16 protein-coding genes are annotated in these 17,796 nt (G+C 38.3%); 10 read left to right on the top strand and 6 right to left on the bottom strand.

Annotated features, from left to right (window positions below; translation table 11 throughout):
* The coding region (locus EZ456_RS21155; RefSeq protein ID WP_165501389.1) for an IS3 family transposase at window positions 1–215 on the top strand (215 nt) is incomplete at its 5' end.
* 403 nt (window positions 216–618) lie between these two features.
* Here EZ456_RS21155 and EZ456_RS21150 read toward each other — a convergent pair.
* Window positions 619–1,218, bottom strand: coding sequence for a GIN domain-containing protein (locus EZ456_RS21150; RefSeq protein ID WP_131533598.1), 600 nt, complete (start codon window positions 1,216–1,218; stop codon window positions 619–621).
* Between the two features lie 356 nt (window positions 1,219–1,574).
* Here EZ456_RS21150 and EZ456_RS21145 point away from each other — a divergent pair, with 356 nt between their 5' ends.
* Window positions 1,575–2,462, top strand: coding sequence for a sugar phosphate isomerase/epimerase family protein (locus EZ456_RS21145; RefSeq protein WP_131533596.1), 888 nt, complete (start codon window positions 1,575–1,577; stop codon window positions 2,460–2,462).
* A gap of 42 nt (window positions 2,463–2,504) precedes the next feature.
* Here EZ456_RS21145 and EZ456_RS21140 read toward each other — a convergent pair whose 3' ends face one another.
* Window positions 2,505–3,131, bottom strand: coding sequence for a hypothetical protein (locus EZ456_RS21140; RefSeq protein ID WP_131533594.1), 627 nt, complete (start codon window positions 3,129–3,131; stop codon window positions 2,505–2,507).
* 259 nt (window positions 3,132–3,390) lie between these two features.
* Here EZ456_RS21140 and EZ456_RS21135 point away from each other — a divergent pair, with 259 nt between their 5' ends.
* Window positions 3,391–3,879: a hypothetical protein gene (locus EZ456_RS21135; RefSeq protein ID WP_131533592.1), complete on the top strand. Its 489-nt coding sequence runs from the start codon at window positions 3,391–3,393 to the stop codon at window positions 3,877–3,879.
* 229 nt (window positions 3,880–4,108) lie between these two features.
* Here the strand turns inward: EZ456_RS21135 and EZ456_RS21130 are convergent, their stop codons facing one another.
* The 3 genes from EZ456_RS21130 to EZ456_RS21120 all read right to left on the bottom strand — a co-directional run bounded on the left by EZ456_RS21130 (window position 4,109) and on the right by EZ456_RS21120 (window position 6,567).
* Window positions 4,109–4,936 carry an alpha/beta hydrolase family esterase gene (locus tag EZ456_RS21130; protein WP_205945149.1) on the bottom strand — a complete coding sequence of 276 codons (828 nt, stop codon included), beginning with the start codon at window positions 4,934–4,936 and terminating at the stop codon, window positions 4,109–4,111.
* A 92-nt stretch (window positions 4,937–5,028) separates the two neighbouring features.
* Window positions 5,029–5,238 carry a cold shock domain-containing protein gene (locus EZ456_RS21125; RefSeq protein ID WP_131533590.1) on the bottom strand — a complete coding sequence of 70 codons (210 nt, stop codon included), beginning with the start codon at window positions 5,236–5,238 and terminating at the stop codon, window positions 5,029–5,031.
* Window positions 5,239–5,427: 189 nt separating this feature from the next.
* Complete coding sequence (locus EZ456_RS21120; protein WP_131533588.1) at window positions 5,428–6,567, bottom strand: sensor histidine kinase; 1,140 nt, start codon at window positions 6,565–6,567, stop codon at window positions 5,428–5,430.
* A 77-nt stretch (window positions 6,568–6,644) separates the two neighbouring features.
* Between EZ456_RS21120 and EZ456_RS25695 the strand changes: the two genes are divergently transcribed.
* The gene (locus EZ456_RS25695) at window positions 6,645–6,773 is read left to right on the top strand and encodes a hypothetical protein (protein ID WP_262712015.1); all 129 of its coding nucleotides are present in this window, start codon (window positions 6,645–6,647) and stop codon (window positions 6,771–6,773) included.
* A gap of 28 nt (window positions 6,774–6,801) precedes the next feature.
* Here the strand turns inward: EZ456_RS25695 and EZ456_RS21115 are convergent, their stop codons facing one another.
* Window positions 6,802–7,527, bottom strand: a complete 726-nt coding sequence (locus EZ456_RS21115; RefSeq protein ID WP_131533587.1) for a LytR/AlgR family response regulator transcription factor — start codon at window positions 7,525–7,527, stop codon at window positions 6,802–6,804.
* Between the two features lie 453 nt (window positions 7,528–7,980).
* On the opposite strand from EZ456_RS21115, the gene EZ456_RS21110 reads away from it, so the two are divergent.
* The 6 genes from EZ456_RS21110 to EZ456_RS21085 all read left to right on the top strand — a co-directional run bounded on the left by EZ456_RS21110 (window position 7,981) and on the right by EZ456_RS21085 (window position 17,714).
* Window positions 7,981–8,985 (top strand): LLM class flavin-dependent oxidoreductase, encoded by a 1,005-nt coding sequence (locus EZ456_RS21110; protein ID WP_131533585.1) that lies wholly within the window; start codon window positions 7,981–7,983, stop codon window positions 8,983–8,985.
* Window positions 8,986–9,285: 300 nt separating this feature from the next.
* Entirely contained in the window at window positions 9,286–9,849 is a 564-nt protein-coding gene (locus EZ456_RS21105) for an RNA polymerase sigma factor (RefSeq protein WP_131533583.1), read from the top strand.
* A 63-nt stretch (window positions 9,850–9,912) separates the two neighbouring features.
* Window positions 9,913–10,857 carry a FecR family protein gene (locus EZ456_RS21100; protein WP_131533581.1) on the top strand — a complete coding sequence of 315 codons (945 nt, stop codon included), beginning with the start codon at window positions 9,913–9,915 and terminating at the stop codon, window positions 10,855–10,857.
* 161 nt (window positions 10,858–11,018) lie between these two features.
* Window positions 11,019–14,321, top strand: a complete 3,303-nt coding sequence (locus EZ456_RS21095) for a SusC/RagA family TonB-linked outer membrane protein (RefSeq protein WP_225876589.1) — start codon at window positions 11,019–11,021, stop codon at window positions 14,319–14,321.
* 13 nt (window positions 14,322–14,334) lie between these two features.
* Window positions 14,335–15,858: a RagB/SusD family nutrient uptake outer membrane protein gene (locus EZ456_RS21090; RefSeq protein WP_131533579.1), complete on the top strand. Its 1,524-nt coding sequence runs from the start codon at window positions 14,335–14,337 to the stop codon at window positions 15,856–15,858.
* Window positions 15,852–17,714 carry an alkaline phosphatase gene (locus tag EZ456_RS21085; RefSeq protein ID WP_225876588.1) on the top strand — a complete coding sequence of 621 codons (1,863 nt, stop codon included), beginning with the start codon at window positions 15,852–15,854 and terminating at the stop codon, window positions 17,712–17,714. The genes EZ456_RS21090 and EZ456_RS21085 overlap by 7 nt, the downstream gene beginning before the upstream one ends.
* The last annotated feature ends 82 nt before the right edge of the window (window positions 17,715–17,796 follow it).

Here is a 17,796-nt window from a genome sequence, read left to right as displayed (position 1 = left end):
ACTGTTGGGATAACGCAGTTGCAGAGAGTTTCTTTAAAACTATAAAAACAGAAATGATATACCAGCAGATATATAAAACAAGATCGAAGGCCAGTTTAGCCATTTTTGAATATATAGAGGTATGGTATAATAGAAAAAGAAGACACTCTTTTTTGGGGTACTTATCGCCATTAGAGTTTGCAAACAGCTCAATAAACCCTAAAATCGCAGCTTAAAAAAGAAAAAAATCTAAAGTAATGCTTCTCAATAAAAATAATAATATGACAACAAAAAATCTCTAGTAGACTATTGCAATTCCAGCTCATCGTACATATCGTAGCGTCATTCCCAACTCGATTGGGAATCGTAATGCCTTGGTAGGGTTTTCCGGTCGCTTTAAGATTCCCGCATGCGCGGGAATGACGACCTTCCTAAAGAGATCTGTCATTGATAGCCTGTCGAAGGATAAATGTTTTTTTTTCGACCAGTAAAGGTCATTACTTCGGCTAAGCTCCGTACAAGCTGGCTCAGGCTGACAACACTGGGCTCACCGTCAATAACCAGCAATAGTGATATAACTTCTTTTCGCAAAAAAAAAGCGACATCACTGTCGCTTTTTTTACTCTTTTTGTTTCATTATTATTTTGCCAATGCAACAGTTTGCAATGCATCTGTATCTGGGTTACTCATTTCTGTTGTTAGTGCAGCAAATCTATCAAGGTTTAATTTTTGCGTTTTACCCATTACCAAAGTATGTCTTTCGGTAGCGCCGCTCAGTTTTAGATCGGCATTGTTTTCGATTACGGTATATAAACTCTCTGTATCCGAATTGATTTCTGCAACCGCATTTCCTTTTAAAAATACCTGTAGATATTTTAAATCGAATTTGCCAAGCGTTTTTACAACAGCATTATCAGATGCCTTAACTCTGTAGATATTATTAACATAAAGCGTAATCTTGGCCACTTCTTTGTCTTCTGAACTGATTTTTAATGCATATCCATCCTGGGTTACTTTTACTTTGCCAGAATTGTCATCATTGTAGCTAATACCTTCTTTCTCTCTTTGAACTAAGGTAACTTCTACATTTCCGCTTACGATAACTTGGTTCACGTTTTTAGGTGCAGAAACTTTATTTGGTTGTTTCTCATCAGCCATTACGCTTGTAGAGAAAATAGAAGAACTTAAAACGATAGCTGCTAAAAGCGATTTTGTTAGGATTTTGATTGAGGTTTTCATAATGCTGTTGTTTATATTTTTAATTAATATTTTGTGATTGTTTTGTAGATAAGACGCCACTACCCCAAAAACGTTGCAGTAGAAATGCCGCTATTATACCAACGCAGGTAAATTGTCGACGAACTGGATTTAAAAACTGCCGAATGGCCGAAGTTATTTTTGTATTTGATCAATAAAAGCTTTTGTTTATTCAGTTTTCCTCACCATCCCTAATTCTGTTAGTGCAAAACCAAATGGTCAGATTTTATATTATCTTTAAACAAGAATTCTCAAACTGTTAGGTTAAGCTATTCAACTGATAGGAGAGGGGGATTTTGAGATTACATTTTTTTTGACCAAATAATTTTAAGAATAATATGAGAAGTACGAAATCTAGCTATCTAGCTTATTTTACCTGCCTGCTTTATATCGGTTTTTGTAGTTTTATTTCTGATAAACAGGCATATCCGCGTTTAGGAATTGTATCTGGTTTAACACAGGATAGTTTAGCTTATGCTTCGGGTTTTAAAATGATTGGCGAATCTGTTCCGAAGATACTTTCTCCTGCATTAACAGATGATCAGTTTCGTGCCAATTTAAAAAAGATTAAAGCTGCAAAATGCAAAGTGTTAACCTGCAATCTTTTTTATCCGGCAAGTATAAAAATAGCTGGCCCGGAGGTAGATGAGGCCAAGGTTTTAGCTTATACTGAAACTGTTCTTTCAAGAGCTCAGCAGGCTGGGATCAAGTTTATTGTTTTGGGCAGCTCGGGTGCAAGGAGTATTCCCGCAGATTATAATATTATGAAGGCAAAATCTGATTTTGTTAGTTTGGGCAAAAAGCTAGGACAAATTGCTGGAAAATATAAGGTTACAATTTTGTTAGAAAACCTCGAAACCACCGAAACTAATTTTATTACATCATTAAAGTCAGCTGCAGAGATTGTAAGGGAGATTGGTCATCCAAATTTCAGGCTTAATGCTGATATATTTCATATGATGCGTGAAGGAGAATCTCCAAATGAAATTATTGAAGCTGGTGCATTGGTTGCATTTTCTGAGGTTGCCGAAAAACAAAACAGGTCGTTGCCAGGTGTTATGGGCGACGATTTTAAGCCTTATTTAAGAGCCTTGCACAAAATAAATTATAAAGGTTTCATCTTTATAGAAGGAAGCATTAAAAATGCTGCTACCGAAATGCCGCTTGCTTTTAAATATCTTTCTGCTCAGATTGCAGAAGTATATTCAGAAAAGCATACAAATTGATTTAGTATTTGTCCCTCTTAAAATAAGAAATATAACCTGCTGTTATTTCGATAATACCACCAGCGATTGCATGCTTGATTTTTCTGCAGCCTTATCAATATTTGGTAAACGCATTTTTGCAACGTTGGTCTCAACGGTTAAAGATGGATTATCATTTTTAGTAAGTGCAGCTATGTCTCTCACCGTGCTCGATAACATTTTAAGCGTAAGCATAAATTGACGGTCGATATTCCTGACCTTTTGAAAATCAACGTTTGGATTAAAGTGTTCGGTATTTGACCGCTCATTATGATTAAACTGGATACTGTCTAAAAGAACCAATTTTTCTGTTATTTGGTTCAATGCTTCATCCGAAAGATTTAGTCCCTGTATGCCTATTACCCTATTGTTTTTTACAGCATAATCTAAGCCATTAAAGTTAATGAGGGTTAAGTTATTCCTGTTGATGATATATTCTGCCTTTGGGAGGCTATTCTTCGAACGATTTTTATTAAATGCACTGCGTTGAGCAGCTAGTCGCTCAATCATATCGTTCCCATTCAATCTATCTGTATTCTCAAAAATACCAGGTTGTTTTGTTTGCTTGTTTTGAGCAAGAACATGAATTGATAAGCAAGAAAATGAGGTAATTAAAAGAAATACTAGAGCGGTTGATTTTGCACTTTTCATGCAGCAAAGATACATTCATAATTGATGAAATTAAACTTTTTGTATGTTTAATATTACGTTTTTAGCGTGTTTTTGAAATTTATTTGATGATAAAAATCAATTTTTTATTTAACAGTTATTTAATACTTAAGAAATACACAATTCTGTGACTTAACAGTTTAAAATTTATAGAGCCGAAATAGTATAAGCTTTTAATTTTCTGCTTTGCAAATAGTTCTATACTTTTGATTTTGCGATACCCAGTACCACCCCATTATTAATGATCGAACTCGACTTTTTCTTTAATCTGCCTAATGGCGATCTTATGCATTTCCAGCTTATCCAGCTTTCTAGAGGTGAGCCATGGACTGTTCTTGATCATGATCAGGTATTGGCAAGGATAGCAAAAGAAGATGGTGAATGGAAATCATCGTTAGGCAAGTCTTTATCTGAAGCACTTATACAAAATATTGGACTGTTTATTGATCGGCAGCAATATGAACATTTGCCGAACGAGATTAAATTAAGATGGCCAAAGCTTATTGAAGATATTATAGTGAATTCAGATACTGAATATATGGTAATCTGCAAACCCTTTGTAAATTTCAGATCATTTGAAAAAATGTTTGAAAAATTTGTACCTGCTATGATTAAGGATGAATGGACCATCCTTTTTAAAGTTTATAATCACGATTTTAGCGAGGATTTTACAAAGGAACTTAACCAAAAGAAAGAAGAACTCAGTAATCCGCCCATTCAGAAATGGTAATCTTGGATTAGAAATAGGGATTTTACTTCATGTTAAATATCCAGTATTTAATGTAAAGTTAATACTGGGTTTATATGCTGTCTATATTTTTGTAGTGTAAATATTTGGTTAGTATTATACAAGTTTAGTTAGTTGATAAGGAAAGGCCTCAATGGATATTGTGGCCTTTTTGTTTTAGTATTTATCCGTTAGAATCGTATTGATATTACTATTTTATGTCCGTGCAATCCTAAGGCTTTGTTATACCCTTAAAAAATTTAATTACAACTGTATTTGCTTCCTGTGGGTAAACATGTCCTCCGGGATGTTGGTACAGTACCACCGGTGTTTTTGTATCTGAAGGATAATATGTGGCATAAGTTGCATAAGATTCTCCGGTTTTGCTACACCCATCAATTTTTAAAATCTTATTGCACATTGCCCTTTGCCATTCTGGTTTTACTAATGGATCTTGTTCGCCCATAATATGCATTGCTGGCTTAGGTTTAAGCAAGTTAACTATCCGGCCAGCTACAGCAGCAGATGGCGCAACAGCGGTAAATACATCACCTCGGGTTGCCCAAAGTAAATAAGTAAACCCACCTCCATTGGAATGCCCGGGTGCATAAATACATTGATTATCTGTATGGTAATCTTGCTGGAGTGTTTTCAGCATCGCATCGAAAAAATGGAGATCACGATCATTCATATCACCTGGTGCTTTCTGCCAACCTGGTAGTTTACCCGCTGGGTCTGTTAATTGCCCTGGAGTATTCAATCCCTGTGGGCATACTATAATTGCCTCTGGCCAGAGTTTTTCAAAGCCCCTGCTCCTAAACATATTTCCCATCGTACCGCCATGTCCGTGAAAAACAAACACAATTGGTGTTGCTTTTACTTTTGCGTTGTTAGGGATGTAAACTATTGCCTCGCGAAGTGTATCGCCCACATTCCAACGCATTATTTTTACAGCTTGGTATGTCGAATTTGGTGAAGCATTGGAAAGAAGCAAAAATATCGCAGATAAACTCCCAATTAAACCTATTTTACTATAAAATCTTTTCGATTTAATGAACATATCATTAGGACAAATGATAGTACATTAGGTTTAAAACCATTAATTTTCTTTTATTAGATTTAGCATCGCCTCTAGGTTTTATTAGGGCACTATTAAGAGGTTAATTCTGTAGTGTTAACTACATGTATTTGTGTTGCAACAAGTCCTCTTGCCGTTAGCTCGATTTCAAAAGAAATTTCATCATTGAGCCTGACTTCTTCCTGGAGATTCATTAAAAAGAATTGAATTCTCTGTTCATTTTCATCTTTAATAATACCATGTCCACTATTCTGATCTACATAGCATATTGTACCCTTTCTCATTTTTTTAATCTATTTGGTAAAGATTTATACATAATTCATCAATGAAGATTTATCTAAATATCAGAACGTCAATTAGGATGGTTTAATATAGTAATAATTTTGTTACATTAAACTAATGAAATCGATAATATTTTTTTAGAGGTGAAAATGTGTTAAGGGAAGTTTTCTTATTTCAGAGAATTTCTTTTGTTAAACATGCATAGTTTGTTCAGTTTTTTTATCTTCAGATTCTGTTATTAATGCATTTAAGGAAATATTTATGCTTAAAGTATAGAAACCTTCTTCGTCAATTCCTGCATTCATTTCGGCATTTTGTTGGTAAGCATATTTTAATCGGTTACGGATATTATCCATCCCTGAGCCAAAACCTACATTGCTTTTTATCAATCTCGGTAAATTACGGCTTTCGATATGCAGTTTGCCATCAAAGGTGTAAACATCTATAGTGGCTTTATTTTCTATATCATTAAGGTTTCCATGTTTAAACATATTTTCCAAAATAGTAAGCAAAACAAGCGGAATTAATTTAATCTCACCAAGGTCAGGTCCGCTGGCAAGCTCAATATAAATTGCACCTTGGGTAATGCGGTGTAAACCAATCAGGTTTTCGCATTGCGAAATTTCCTCACTCAGATATACGTAGCCTTCATTGTGCTGAGTATTGGCGGCAAAACGCATCATATCAGAAAGATAAAGCATTACTTTGGCGTCTTCTGGAGAGTAGGTGTTTAGTTTCTGGTGTACAAACTCAAATGTATTAAAAAGGAGATGGGGATTAATTTGTGCTTTCATAAAAGCATTCTTAGACATGGCTAGCTCTTTATCCATTTTTTCCTTATCAATCAGCATTTGAAAACGCTGTTTTTCGATACGGGATTTTTCTGCTTTTTCTTTGATGAACCGTTTTAAGAAATAATAACCTGTAGAAAAAAGAAGGAAAAACGAACCTCTATAGAGTACCTTGGTTATTCTGATCTTAAGACCTGGTAATTTTCCAGGTAAAATGTTGGTATAAGTATTTAGCAGAATGTCAACGCCGGTAACTATACCCAAATAAGTCAAGATTGTGAGGATAACAACTAAGGGAACTTTCCATACCGCTTCATTAGGGAACGCTGTTGCTTTCTCTATCAGTAAAGCATAGGTGTAAAATAAGGTGATATTAATAGTATAATGAATGGCATAGTTGCCAAATGTGCCTAACATACCAATAAAATAAACAACCATAACAGTTTCCCAGATTATAAATACCGACCATGCAATTATGTGTATCCGGTAAGTATACAGCCAGTTTCGCAACATACTGTTGCTCCATTTTAACCTATTCATAAAGACTTATTTACTATTTGTGTAACACTTAAAGTTATAAGGTGTTATCGCCGCTAGTTTTCGAAAAAAAACAAATTATGAAAACTCAAAAATTAGCTAAAAGAACACTTTTTGTATTTAAAAAAAAAAATAGTGGAAAGTTAGGTGAGCCAACCACCTCCGAACCAACCACCACAACATTTGTTACGAATACAGGTATAATTTAAAATTATTGAATGTTTTCATCAGTAGCCGTTATTTTTTACGGCTACTGATGATTAATCTTTCAGAAATAAAATTTTTAAATTCGTTATAAAAAATATCTCCAACGGTAAAGCTAATGTGGTTGTTCATGGTAATACGGTTGCCATCCACATACAACATCTTATCAATGGCCACAATATAGCCACGGTGTAACTGTATAAAGCCTTTTTTAATACTAAGCTGTTCCCGAACATCTTTTAAACTTAAGTAAGCAATAATTACTTTTTCTACAGTATGTATTTTAATGTAATTGTGAAAACTTTCAAAAGCAATAATATCTTCATATTTAACCATTACCGCACGGTGTTCCTCTTCTTTGTTTTTAACTAGGAAATAATCTTCATTGGCACCACCAATCATTTCCTGTCCAAAAAGCCGGGTAATAGTAGTGGCAAATTTGGCATAGCTGTATGGTTTAAGCAAATAAGCGTCTCCTGCAGCTTCAAAAGCATCAAAAGCGTATTCTTGGTGCGAAGTGGTGAAGATGAGTTTCCTGGTTCTGAAGCGGATGGCCTTAGCTAGCTCCAAACCAGAAATCTGGGGCATTTCCACATCCATAAAAATTACATCAACCGTTTCTGAGTTGACCAGCTCCCTTAAAGCAGTAATTGGATCAGTATATTGCTGAACGAGTCGCATGTTTGGAGTATCCTCAATATATTTTTGTAGCCCCGCTAAGGAACTGAACTGGTCGTCTATGGCTATGCACTTAATCATCTTCAAAAATCTGTTTCTCTTATAACGAAATTACGCCTTTTCGTACCGAAAAGGGTACTATCTATACGGATTAATTTTAAGTCTTTTTCTTATTTACTAATTTAACGCAAAAATGTGTCAATTAAGTTTACAAGATGCGGGCACTAGCTACAATCCATAAAAATATTAGAATACCTATAAAAAATATACTCCGCCTTTAATGGTTTTGTTAATCGAATTATTGGTTTTAATCAAGCTAAGAGCGCAGGTTAGTTCGTTTTGTTACAAGAATATATATACTCCTACATCTATGTAGTCCCGGTTGTCTAATTAACGCTCTCATTTTTGCATAGCTCCCATGCATTATACCTTCTGAACTGATTAGTGTTGGCTAAACGTCATATATATTCAGATAAACACGACTTGGTTTTATTAAAGATATTTTTGCAGCATAGATTTTTATCCCTTTAATTTATGGCTGATCACTTATTAAAAAACGTACTTTATTCCGTTCTCGATCTTGCAACCGTTTTAGACGGTTTTACTGCTGCAGATACCTTTAAAACAAGCCTCGATTTAGCTAAACAGTCTGAAACTTTAGGTTATACACGTTACTGGTTTGCCGAACACCATAACATGGCTGGCGTAGCCAGTTCGGCAACGGCGGTGCTTATCGGTTATATTGCTGGTGGCACCCATAGCATCCGCGTAGGTTCTGGAGGCATTATGCTGCCCAATCACGCACCATTAATTGTTGCCGAACAATTTGGTACGTTAGCCTCCCTTTATCCCAACCGTATCGACCTGGGGTTGGGCAGGGCACCTGGAACCGATCAGGTTACGGCAATGGCCATTCGTGGTGAAAATTTTAGTGCTGTTCATAGTTTTCCCAGAGATATTGATAAATTACAACAGTTTTTTTCTGCTGATAATAATCGTGCGAGCGTAAGGGCTATTCCAGGCGAAGGATTGGATATTCCGATCTGGATTTTGGGTTCGAGCACCGATAGTGCACGCTTAGCAGCAGAAAAAGGTCTTCCTTATGCTTTTGCCAGTCATTTTGCACCAACCTATTTCGAACAGGCCATTTCCATTTACAGAAATAACTTTAAGCCATCTGCATTTTTACAGGAGCCTTATGTAATGGCTTGTGTAAATGTGGTTGCTGCCGATACCGATGCCGAAGCTGAACGTTTATCAAGTTCAGTAAAGCGTATGTTCTTGGGTGTAATTACAGGTAAAAGAGAATTATTAAAGCCTGCAGTTGATGATGTGAATACTTATTGGGATCAGTTGGAAAAAGAAGCGGTAGAACAGATGTTGTATTATTCATTTATTGGCAGTGCCGAAACCATTAAAGAAAATTTAGCCGCTTTTGTAACAAAATATGGTGTAAATGAGATCATGAGCACCTCGCATATTTACAATCATCAGGCAAAATTACATTCGAATAAAATTTTTGCTGGGTTGTTTGGGTAAAATGACTTGAGTTAATCCTGATACGATAATCTCAATTAAACGCTTTTACTTTTATAGAAATCTATTTAGCGTTACATCATTCTCAGATGATTGGGAATCTTAAAGCATATTGCATTAGGATTCCCACCTGCGTGGGAATGACGATCGATCTATAGGAGAAAGGCCATCTAGTAATCGACAGGGTAGCGCGCTATCTCTCACATAGGATTAAAATTCTCCCATCTACTTCTACTCTTTAAGATTTATTAATATTAAGGGAATATAGGGCCGTTAGCTTTGCCCTTTATAAAACGGCATCCCTTGGACAATTCATTATTTTCATCTTTACAGCTTGGAGACCATCAGGCTATGGAGGAGATCTACCGGATCTATTGGGAGGATGTTTTTGATGTTGCACTGAAAAAAACGGGTGAAGAAGCGCTGGCGCAGGACATTACACAGGAAATTTTTATATCCCTCTGGGAGAACCGAACAGCAATTAACCTAACGGGAAGTCTCGGTGGTTACCTGCATGGTGCTGTGAAATATAAGGTGATTAATTATTTCAGATCGGGTAGCATTAAGGAACAACACCAAACTGCACTTACTACCTTAATGAATGAGCAACATACTGCCGCGGCTGATGATAAACTGATCTTAAAAGAACTTCATTTAGAAGTTGATGCCGCCATTGCACTTTTACCTGAAAAAATGCAATTGGTATTCTCGATGAGCCGAAAACAGGAAAAATCCATCAAAGAAATAGCTACTGAACTAGACCTTTCTGTACAAACGGTAAAAAATCAGATTTCCGCGGCGCTTAAACTGCTCAAAAAAAGTCTTTCCTATATTCTGCTCATTGCGACTTTAATCGGCTTAACATAAAGTTAATTTTTAGATAACATTTTTGGTTAGTACCAATCTGCTTTTCAACTGACATGTATTTAAATGACAGAAGAACAGGCAAAGGAGCTGCTGCAGAAATATCTCGATAAGCAGGCAAGTCCGCAAGAGCAAAAAAAAGTTGAAGAGTGGTATGCCACGCTCAATCAGGAAAATATTGAATTGAGCGATGATCGAAAAGCAGCGATAGGAGAACAAATGTTTGCTCACCTTCAGACTGCTATGCACGAAAAGCCAAAACATGGCAAGGTATTCAAACTCCAGTCTTTTATCAGGATTGCCGCCGCCATACTTATCATTGTTACACTGGGAATAAGCATTTGGAGACTCCATGCTCCAATAAAGCTTGAAAACGAGATTACCGTAATTACTGGAAGCGCAGAACGGAAGCGCATTACCTTATCAGATGGTTCAATGGTTTTGTTGGAACCTTCTGCAAAACTTTGCTATCCTAAAGCATTTGATTCAAACAACCGCCAGATCGCATTAAAAGAAGGTGAAGCTTTTTTTGATATTGCCCATCAGGAAAAAAGACCATTTACGGTACACACCACATCCGGGGTCGACATTAGGGTGCTGGGGACCTCTTTCAAGGTTAAGTCTTATCAGGCTAGCAAACATATCGAAGTTGCCGTAGTTACCGGAAAGGTTGCAGTGAGCAACAAAAAAGGAAATCTGGGTACATTGATTAAAGATGAGTTTTTAACCTATGATAAAAGCGCCGGCCGAGCTGCCATTGGCAAAACCAAAGCTGTAGCTTTTATCGAACTCGCTTTTGACGGTGCAAGCTTAGAACAGGTAATCAACAAACTCCAGTATGTGTACAGCATCAAGATTTCGCTGAGCGATAGTGCTTTGAACAAACTTAAAAGCACAGCCGTTTTCAGCAGCAGGCAATCGCCAGAAGAGATTTTGGATATCATTTGCAGTCTGCACCACCTCAAGTTTAACGGATCAAAAAATCATAAAACATTTAATATATACAGATGAGATGAGCAGGTAATATAGAAATACTTAGCGGTACCAGTTAGACTGGCCACCGTAATCTTTCTTTCTGGCCAAAGAGCCAGCGTAATTAAAAGCTTTAAAAAAAACAAATCAAACAAATGAAACCAACCTCCGCTAAGAGGACATCAGCTCTTTATAAGGTCATGAAATACTCATGTTTAACATTTTCAATCCTCTGCATATTTTGCAGCTCAATCCTGGCCTCGGCAGGTATGGCACAAAAATTAGAGAAAACCACAGTCAGCATTACGATTAACAAAGGCCGTAAAATGACCGAAATTATCAAAGAAATTGAGTCGCGCACCGGACTTAGCTTTGTCTATAATCCTGATCAGCTTCAACAGAAAAATACGTTTGTGAGTGGCGATTTCACAACAGAACCTGTAAGGTCATTGCTCGATAGGCTTGGTTTACAGGTTTTAGAAAAAGGTGAATATGTAATATTGAACAATGCCGTTTCTAATAAGCCAGACCGCATCGTAACTGGGGTAGTACGCGATTCTACAGGGGTAACCTTGCCAGGCGTTTCGGTAAAGGTACTAGGCACGCAAAGCGGGACCATAACCGATGGAAACGGTGCTTACCGCATTGAAGTGGGTGCTGATGCAGTGCTATCGTTCTCCATGATCGGTTACCGTACCAAAGAAGTAAAAGTGGGCGAAAATCAGGTTATTAATCTGGTTTTGAGTGAAGAACGTTCAATGCTTGCTGAAGTGGTTGTAGTAGGTTACGGAACACAGAAAAAAGAAACCTTAACAGGTGCAATCAGCATTGTTGGATTGGATAAACTTTCTTCGCGTTCACTGAACAGTGTAGGAGAGGTATTGGCCGGAAAATCTCCAGGAGTAATTGTAAGCAACGAAGGTGGCGACCCAACTTCTCCTCCACGTATTAATATCCGCGGTGCGGGAGGTATTAACGGAGAAAATGTATTATACGTAATCGATGGATCTATATTTTCTGGTACACCACAACTCAATCCTAACGATATCGAATCTATTTCTGTGTTAAAAGATGCATCTGCAGCCATTTATGGTGCAAGGGCATCAGGTGGGGTAGTATTGGTAACCACCAAAAAAGGGAAAAGTGGTAAAATGCAGATCAGTTTCGATGCCAAAGTAGGGCAACAGAGCGCCTGGAGAAAACTGGAACCATTAAATGCCCAGCAACGCGCACAGGTGGCCGCAACTGCTGCCAAAAACGGTGGTACTACAATATTACCGGCTTTTGATGCTTCGAAATATCCTGATGGACAGACTACCCGCACCAACTGGATGGACGAAGTTTTTAGAGATGGAATGTTACAGGATTACAACGCTGCAATAAATGGTGGTAGCGAAAAATCTAATTATTACCTAAGTTTCAATTACCGTAATGCAGAAGGCATTGTGTTAAATACCAAAACTAAACGCTACAATTTTAGGATCAATACCGAGCATGAGGTAACCAATTGGTTAAAAGTTGGCGAAAACTTATCCTATAGTAGTACCAATGGAAACGGTGCAAATACCAGTAGCGATTATACCGGTGCTTTACTTTCGGCCATTTATTATCCAACCAATGGAACACCTTATAATGCCGATGGCAGCTTTGCCGGTTTACCAGGCGGACAGTATGCAGGCGATTATGGAGATATTGTTAATCCGGTTGCCGATCTGCAACGTATCGATATCAACAATCCTGTAAATGTTTTAGTGGTTAATCCTTACGCTAACATAAAACTGGCCAAAGGTTTAACTTTTAGGTCTAACTTAAGTATCACTAAAACTGATGCCGCATTTAAAAGCTTTACGCCAAAAAGGCCAGAAGTAGGAAAGCCGGTATTGAGCAATAGTTTACAGGAAAGCAGTAGCCGTGCTAAAGATTTCCTTGCTGAGCAGGTTTTAAGTTATAAAGCAACTTTTGGTAGTCATCAGTTAGATCTTACCGGTGGTTATTCTTTCCAGAAAACTAAAAGTAATAGTTTGTCGGCTTCAGGAGCAGGTTTTGATGACGAATCGCCTCAATACAGGTACCTGGTTAATGCAACAGTTATTCAGCCTTCAGTTAGTGGGATGTATGAACAGGCACTTTCTTCATTATTTTTAAGGGCCAATTATAATTACAAAGAAAAATATTTATTGTCGTTAATCGGTCGTCGTGATGGATCATCGCTGCTCAGTAAAAATAACAGGACCAAAAATTACGGGTCAGCTTCGCTGGGCTGGGTAGTGAGCAAAGAAGATTTTCTTAAAGATGCAACCTGGTTAAACGAATTGAAGCTAAGAGGTAGTTATGGTATTTTGGGTAATTTAGGATCGCTTAATGCTTCTGCAGTAAATCCATTGTTAAGTGCCACTCAAAGTTATTTCGGACAGACACCAACTTTACAAAATGGTTATGTACAGACCGTTTTGGCTAACAAAGATTTAACATGGGCAGAATCAAAACAAACAAACTTTGGTCTTGATGTGGCAGTTTTTGGCAGATTAAGCCTTAATGCTGATTATTTTATCAAAGAAACCAATAAGATGATCTTAACCAGATCGCTACCTGGAACAGCGGGTTTAAATACGCAGACCATTAATGCTGGTATTGTAAAAGATAAAGGTTTAGAATTGGGTTTAACTTATAATAGCAATAAAAATGCAGCATTTACTTATAGTGTAAACGCTACTTTAACTAAAATTAACAACAAAGTACAGGAACTGGCACCGGGATTAGAAAACATTGCTGTGGGTACGAATTTCCGTAACGAGCTTGCACCGCTTACCATCAGGGTTGGTCAACCTTTGTACAGTTACTATGTATTAAAAACGGATGGTATTTTCCAGAGTCAGGCGGAAGCTGATAACTATAAAAATGCTAAGGGAACTAAGATCCAGCCGAATGCAAAAGCTGGTGATTTTAAATTTGTTGATATTAATGGGGATGGATCTATTGATGGTAAAGACCGTTATTTCGCTGGCAGTGCTTACCCTGATTTCTCTTACGGATTGAGCTTTAATGCAAGTTATAAAAATTTCGATTTTAATATTTTTGCACAAGGCGTACAGGGTAATAAATTGTTTAATGCGGTAAAACGTACTACTTATAGTGCTAGTGGGCCTTCTTACAACAAACTGGTAGGTATTCTCGATGCCTGGTCGCCAGAGAACCCGGGTGGTAAAGTGCCGATTATTTCAACAAGTGATGCCAATGGAAACTTTAATGCTTCCGATTTTTATATCGAAGATGGTTCTTACCTGCGCATCCGCAACGTAACCCTGGGTTACAGTTTGCCAAAATCGCTGACGAATAAGTTAAAAACCGGAGCGGTAAGAATTTATGCCACGGCAAACAATCTCTTTACCATTACTGATTATTCAGGCTTTGATCCGGAAATCGGAATGGATAACAACGGATTGGATGTTGGTCGTTACCCTCAGGCACGCAGTTTTATCTTTGGTTTAAGTGTAAATCTATAATCACAAAACAACAATGAAAACGAATTTAAAATATATGGCATTTGCCGCCCTTGCTTTTTTCTCTTCATGCACAAAAGAGCTTGATATTGTTCCCGAAGGATCTCCATCGGCACAAAACTTCTGGAAAACAAAAGAAGATGCATTAAAAGCCGAAGGCGGGATGTACGAAAATTATAATGCTGAAGACTTTTACGGCCGTGGGATGTTCTGGTTTATAAATGCCAGCGATGATATGGTTACCGGACGTAACAAACCAGAGGCCGATAATATCAAAAATTTTAACCGTACTTATGTTGGCGGAGGTTACACCGAAACCCAATGGAGCATGCGTTATGCCATCGTGAAACGCGCCAATGATATCATTATCAATGTGCCCACCATTGCAATGGATGAAGTCTTGAAAAAACAAATTATTGGCGATGCTTATTTTAACGCCGGACTGGTTTATTTCCAATTGGCCGCAAATTACGGTAACGATAAAGCCGGAGTGCCCATTGTAACACCAGAGAGTGATCCCGCTCAGCCTATTGCCCGTGCAAAAAATGTAAACGAAAACTACGATTATATCATTTCACTTTTATTAAAAGCGGCCGATAACCTTCCGTTGTTTTCGGCAATGAAACCTGCCGACTACGGTAAAGCACATAAAACGGCTGCATGGGCCTACTTATCTAAAGTGTATCTGTACAAAAAAGATTATGCCAATGCCGCTAAATATGCCGACATGGTGATTAGTTCAGGACAGCACGATTTAGTGAATACAGGTTTTGCCGATGTGTTTAAAGCATCAAACAACTGGTCGAAAGAATATATCTGGTCGGTGGTGTGTACGCCAAGTGGGGGCGGAACAGGCTGGGGTAGTAAGCTTCCGGGCGTAATGTTAACCAATAAAGCCTGGGGAATTTATAACGGATGGGGTTATTATTTACCCACCAAAGAACTTTACGATTCTTATGAAACTGGCGATCAGCGCCGTGAAGCCACCATTTTAAAACCGGGCGATAAATTTATGTTCTTTGGTGCTGAGCGCAGCTTTACCAAAGATGCAGGAGCGACTTCAAATTACCAGTTTAAAAAATATATGGAGCCGTTTTCCTATGCTAATCCAATTCCAACACATGTGAATCCGAATGGTGACAATGGCACAACAGATTTAAATGTGCCTTTAATGCGTTATGCCGAAGTTTTGCTGATTAAGGCAGAAGCTGCAATTAACCTTAGTGGTGCAGGAGCCGGCGATACCGAATTAAACAAAATCAGGCTACGTGCAGGTTTAGGCGCCAAAACAGGAATGACTATCGACGACCTTAAACGCGAACGCCGCAACGAACTCGCCGGAGAATGGGCCGACCGCCACCGCGATCTGGTAAGATGGGGCGATGCACAGGCAGCTTATGCAAAACCTTTGCACGATTTTGATGGAACTGTAATCTGGCCTGCCAGAACATTCAACCCACAGGTACATGATGTATGGGCAGTACCACAAAGAGAAATTGATAACAGTGCGGGCGTAATTAAACAGAACGTAGGATGGTAAAACAGAATAAACTGATCCTCTTTTTATTATTGGGTTTAGGTGTACATTCAGTTTCTGCTCAGCAGAAACTGAATGTTGGTAATGGACATAGTCATAACGATTATAAACAGCAGATTCCTCTGTTGGAGGCCTATTATGCAGGCATGGGGTCTATTGAGGCAGATGTGTTTTACCGTAATGGCGAGTTGTTTGTTGCCCACGAAAGCGGTGAAATTACGCCGGGCAAAACATTGAAGAAATTGTATATCGATCCATTGGTGGCCTTTTTTAAAGACCATGCCAACCATCCTTATCCCGATCCGAAACAAAAACTTCAGTTGGTAATCGATATAAAAGAAGATTATGAACACGTAATCCCGAAATTACTGGCCGATTTAAAGGGTAATGAATCTGTTTTCGATCATCAGATCAATCCTTCAGCTATTAAAATTGTAATGAGCGGGGCTGTTCCGCCTGCCGAAAAGTTTAAGGATTACCCATCGCTCATCAGTTTCGATGGCCGTCCTGCAAATACATACACAAGTGATCAGCTAAAGCATATTGGGATGATCAGCGATGATATTTCTCATTATTCGGTATGGAATGGAAAAGGAACCCCAACGCCAACCGATTTAGACAAGATGAAAGCGGTGATTGGCAAAGCACACGCAATGGGTAAACCTTTTCGTTTTTGGGCAACTAAAGATAGTCCGAACAGTTGGAAAGAATTGGAACACATGGGGGTTGATTGGATCGGAACTGATCATCCCGCATTGCTAAAAGATTTTTACCAGAACAGGGTTAAGCTCGAGTACAGCAACCCGAAGGCCTACAGGCCTTATCAGCCAACTTACAAAAGCGACGGACTAAAAACTAAAGCCAAAAATGTAATTCTTTTGATCGGAGATGGAATGGGACTGGCACAGATTCAGGCAGGCTTGAGTGCTAATTTTGGTCAATCCAACATCATCACGATTAAACATCTTGGCCTATCTCGCACCGAAGCTTCGAATTCAGATTTTACTGATTCTGCAGCAGGTGCAACGGCTATGGCTACAGGGCATAAAACCAATAATCGCTACATCAGCGTCGATTCTATCGGTAAACCACTTCAGTCTATTCCTGATATTTTGGCGCCTTATGGTATTACAAGCGGGATTATCAGTAGTGGCGATATTACCGATGCTACGCCTGCAGCGTTTTATGCTCATCAGCTTGAACGATCTATGACGAAGGAAATTGCAGCCGATTTTCAAAACGGTCATGTTGATATTCTAGTTGGTTCGAAACGCAAAAGTTTTACCGAAAATCCAGACCAAAAATTGATGGATAAAATCTCGGCCAAAGGTTATACCATACAGAAAGACCTAAAAAGTTTTGTTGCCTCAAATGCAGATAAACAAGTGGTACTTTTAGACGATTCGGCTACGCGGAAAATATTGGAAGGCCGGGGAGAAATGCTGAAAACTTCGTTCTTAAAAACGGTTGAACTGCTCTCGAAAAATAAAAAAGGATTTTTTATCATGGCAGAAGGGGCACAGATCGATCATGGCGGGCATGCAAACGATTTGCCCTTCGCGGTAACCGAACAACAAGATTTTGACCGCCTGGTTGGTGAAGCCTTAAAGTTTGCCGATCAGGATGGTGAAACTTTGGTCATTGTAACGGCCGATCATGAAACCGGAGGACTGTCGCTCCTGGATGCTTCTTATAGAAAAGGAACTGTTCGTGGCAATTTCAGTACAGATGACCATACCAATATTATGGTGCCCGTATTTGCCTACGGTCCTGGTTCGGAAGCCTTTATCGGCGTATATCCTAACCATCAGATTTTTTATAAAATCATCGAAGCTTATCGTTTAAAGAAAATTCAATAAATCAAGAGAATAAGCCTAATAAATTCCCATGGCGGTGTCTGTATACCACAGCACCGCTTTTTTGGTAATATTAAAGCAACAT

Origin of the sequence: Pedobacter psychrodurus (assembly GCF_004331735.1) — a bacterium.
GTDB classification, from domain to species: Bacteria; Bacteroidota; Bacteroidia; order Sphingobacteriales; family Sphingobacteriaceae; genus Pedobacter; species Pedobacter psychrodurus.
Note: the sequence above shows the minus strand (reverse complement) of the source record. Positions and strands in the feature narration are given on the sequence as shown.